Source organism: Burkholderia sp. Bp8963 (assembly GCF_003854275.1).
Classification (GTDB): Bacteria; Pseudomonadota; Gammaproteobacteria; order Burkholderiales; family Burkholderiaceae; genus Burkholderia.
On sequence record NZ_QTQP01000181.1, the window covers coordinates 1 to 556 of the forward strand.

The window sequence follows — 556 nt, forward strand, 5'->3', positions numbered from 1 at the left end:
GCGCGCAAAGGCGACGGCGAACCTGGCGTCAAAACCATCTGGCTAGGCATGCAGCGAATAGTGGACTTCGTTGCTGGCATCAGGTACATGCGCGAGATTGAGCATCAGACTTGTGTGTAATGGAATGGGTTTACAGGCGACGAGCACTCCTGTTCACAACGCTACGACGCAGACCAACCTCGCGACCATACTGGTGCGCTTGCTGTATGCCAACCAATAAGATGATGTGCGCAGTTCACAGCACGATGCCTTGCGTATGAAGCCTATTGTGGCCGGAGATAAAAGGCGTTTCGCATTGCGTTAGTGGCGGGCCGGCTATGACCGCCCCACCACTAAGGAAACACTGCACAACTCGCCTGCGTATGTGCTTGCAATGAATCGCCGAGCGGGAGAGCATGTGGCACATGAAACAAGCTGACCTTGGACTGAACCTGTCGACGAAGCGCACACGCAAGCGCGAATTTCTGGACGAGATGAACCGGGTGGTGCCGTGGACCGACCTGGTGATGCTGATCGCGCCGTATGCGCCGGAAGGCAAGCGCGGACGGCCTCCGTT

1 protein-coding gene and 1 pseudogene are annotated in these 556 nt (G+C 57.0%); both read left to right on the forward strand.

Annotated elements, in window-relative coordinates:
- Positions 1-120 (forward strand): IS4 family transposase (locus tag DID96_RS37940; RefSeq protein ID WP_148094511.1); only part of this gene is annotated, 120 nt, incomplete at its 5' end.
- Positions 121-404: 284 nt separating this feature from the next.
- A pseudogene (locus tag DID96_RS37945) lies at positions 405-556 on the forward strand (IS5/IS1182 family transposase); the annotation flags it as partial.